Source organism: Bartonella sp. OT172YNZD (assembly GCF_042193725.1).
GTDB lineage: Bacteria > Pseudomonadota > Alphaproteobacteria > Rhizobiales > Rhizobiaceae > Bartonella > Bartonella grahamii_A.
The window spans coordinates 1-2,491 of the sequence record NZ_JBHILZ010000046.1; the positions used below are offsets into that span (position 1 = coordinate 1).

General features: G+C 36.5%; 3 protein-coding genes and 1 pseudogene. 2 read left to right on the forward strand and 2 right to left on the reverse strand.

Annotated elements, in window-relative coordinates; translation table 11 throughout:
* On the reverse strand, positions 1 to 374 hold a 374-nt coding region (locus tag ACFIJS_RS08790; RefSeq protein WP_375651233.1), incomplete at its 3' end, for a hypothetical protein.
* Positions 375 to 648: 274 nt separating this feature from the next.
* The gene (locus ACFIJS_RS08795) at positions 649 to 1,002 is read right to left on the reverse strand and encodes a helix-turn-helix domain-containing protein (RefSeq protein WP_004859838.1); all 354 of its coding nucleotides are present in this window, start codon (positions 1,000 to 1,002) and stop codon (positions 649 to 651) included.
* Between the two features lie 87 nt (positions 1,003 to 1,089).
* Here ACFIJS_RS08795 and ACFIJS_RS08800 point away from each other — a divergent pair, with 87 nt between their 5' ends.
* Positions 1,090 to 1,383 (forward strand): helix-turn-helix domain-containing protein, encoded by a 294-nt coding sequence (locus ACFIJS_RS08800; protein WP_375651235.1) that lies wholly within the window; start codon positions 1,090 to 1,092, stop codon positions 1,381 to 1,383.
* Between the two features lie 128 nt (positions 1,384 to 1,511).
* Positions 1,512 to 2,491 (forward strand): annotated as a pseudogene (locus ACFIJS_RS08810) (YdaU family protein); the annotation flags it as partial.

A 2,491-nucleotide genomic window follows, 5' to 3' on the forward strand; every position in this document is an offset into this window, starting at 1 on the left:
TAAAGCACATCACAAGGACGCAAACGGTGTTGTTGTTCGTAAGTACCGTAAATCTCATCATTATATTTTTCGTCTGCGATCTCGTCTAAAAGTTCTTGGTAAGCATCACTTTCGCGTACAAAGTCATGAACTTTACTATCCTCATGGAGATGTTCGATATTTTCTTTTACATATACTTCTGCAATTTCTTCAGAGATATCTTCACAATTATTCTCAGAAGGATTGATGCGAAAGATTTGGATTGCATCATCTGCCTCATCAATAATTTTTAGAACTTGGCTTTCATCCAGTGGTCCCGACCGACCAATGTTTTGATCATCATCATAGACAACTAATAAAATTTCATCGGAATTTATAAGAATTGGCTTATCCATAATTTCTCCTCCCTAACGCCTCTTGGCGATTGTTTGTGCGTGGTTTATGGAATATATATAATACGCATAATGCATACTTGTCAACAATAAAATATGCGTTATGTGTATTTTATTTTTAACGGTATAAAAATCTTGTAAGAAGATTTTTTCTAAATGACGATTCTCATGAAAGGGGAAGGTGAATGGTTATGAAAACAATAAAAAGTGATATAGAATTAGATAACAAAATAATGCATCTGGTTTCTACATTTAGTAATGAAAGAAAAAAAAGCTTTTATTTTTTTTCTTCTGCATGCAGGCGATTTAAAAGGTGAAGAATTGTTTCTTTATCTGGTTGAGTTGTTTTTTGCAGTAGATTAATAATTTGCTCATCAACAGTTTGTTTTGTGGCAGGAATTGGAAAGGAGGGGCCTTCTCCCTCTCCAGTTAATAACCATCCTTCACTAATTCTAAATGCTTTTGCATATTTCGCAGATGCCCGTGATATTCCTCTTAATCCTTGTTCGTGCTGTATATAGCTAGAGTAGTTCCAGCCAAAATATCTAGCTGCTTCTTTAGCACTTCTAAAACCACGCGCTAAACGCGCTTTTATTAATCTAGCAGATTGGTCTATCGTGTTACTAAGCATTTTTATCTCCTTAATATATTCATATTGCATATAATTGGTATGCATTTCGACTTGACTTTTAAGTACTCATAATGCATATTATTTTTTATGGGACAAATAGCAGTAAAACAGTTACGTAAAAACCTGAATTTAACTCTGAAAGAAATGGCAGCACGGTTAGGCGTCAACAAGTCAACAGTATGGCGTTGGGAAAAATATGGTGTTCCTTCAAGAGGAGCCGTTGCATATCTTCTCGAAGCGTTATGGAATGAACAATCTCCTCAAACGCCTTCTTTTGTCAAGGATTCCACTGTTTGCATGAAGCCATGTGAACAAAATGAAATGACGAAGCTTCAATATGAAGAAAAGAATGAACAGCAACAGCACCATTCACACTCTTAAACAGGCAAAAATAAAGAGATCAAATTAATAGATTACGCGCCACCATACGCGCACATATAAATAGGCAACAGCCTTAAGGGGGGGGATTATGATCACTCATTTATATTTAATAAAAAAAGGGGATGCGCATGTCTAATGGTATGCCATGGATAAGATTCCATTTGTATGACTGGATAAGTGGTACAGATGGAATGACGTTAGAGCAAAGGGGCGCTTATATGACGCTTCTCGTTCGCATGTACGATAAAAAAGCACCAATTAAAGAAGATTTTGAAACGCTTGCACGTGCTTGCAATTGTTCGTAGAAAAAATTTGCAGCTATTGTCGAATACTTAATGAGGAATGATAAACTTGTTGAGACAGATAATGGATTGTGGAATACGCGCGTTGAAGAAGAACTAAAAGATTTTTCTGATAAAAAAGAGCACATATCGCAAGTTCGTAGTGAGGCTGGTAAAAAAGGTGCACAAGCAAAAAATAATACAAAACAACATGTTAATAATTTTGCTGAAGCAAATGACAAGCAAAACGTTTTTTTTGCTGAAGCAAACGCTAAGCAAAATCAAGCTATAAAGAACCAGAATAAGAATATATATAAAAAAACTAACACTATCGTTTTAGCAAAAAAAGAAATTGGTTCTGAAAGTTTAGAAACAAACGAACAGGTTCATGAGCCAACAGAGGTTGCTGCTGTTGAGACCACATCAGAACAAATCACAACCTCATCAGACAACCAACCTCCCATTCACAAGCAAGAAAACGTTTCCCAAAAAGCAAAACGAGCGAAAGCTAATCGCGATTGTCAATTGCCTGAGGATTTTGAACCTAATTTGCAAGACGCAATCGATAAAGGCTTAACCCATGATGAGACGCTGTTAGAATTTGAGCGGTTCGCAAATCACTGGATAGCAAATCCAGGTAAAAATGCAAACAAACGGGATTGGCAAAGGACTTGGTACAATTGGGTCACAAGCCCTATCGGAATGCTAGCAAAGAAAAAAGCAAGATTAGAACAGGAAAAACGGTTAGGTGGTTATCATGGCAAATTCCCTCAGAAAACTTTCACAGAACAGCTTGCAGAAGGCTTCAACGAACTCAGAGATCATCT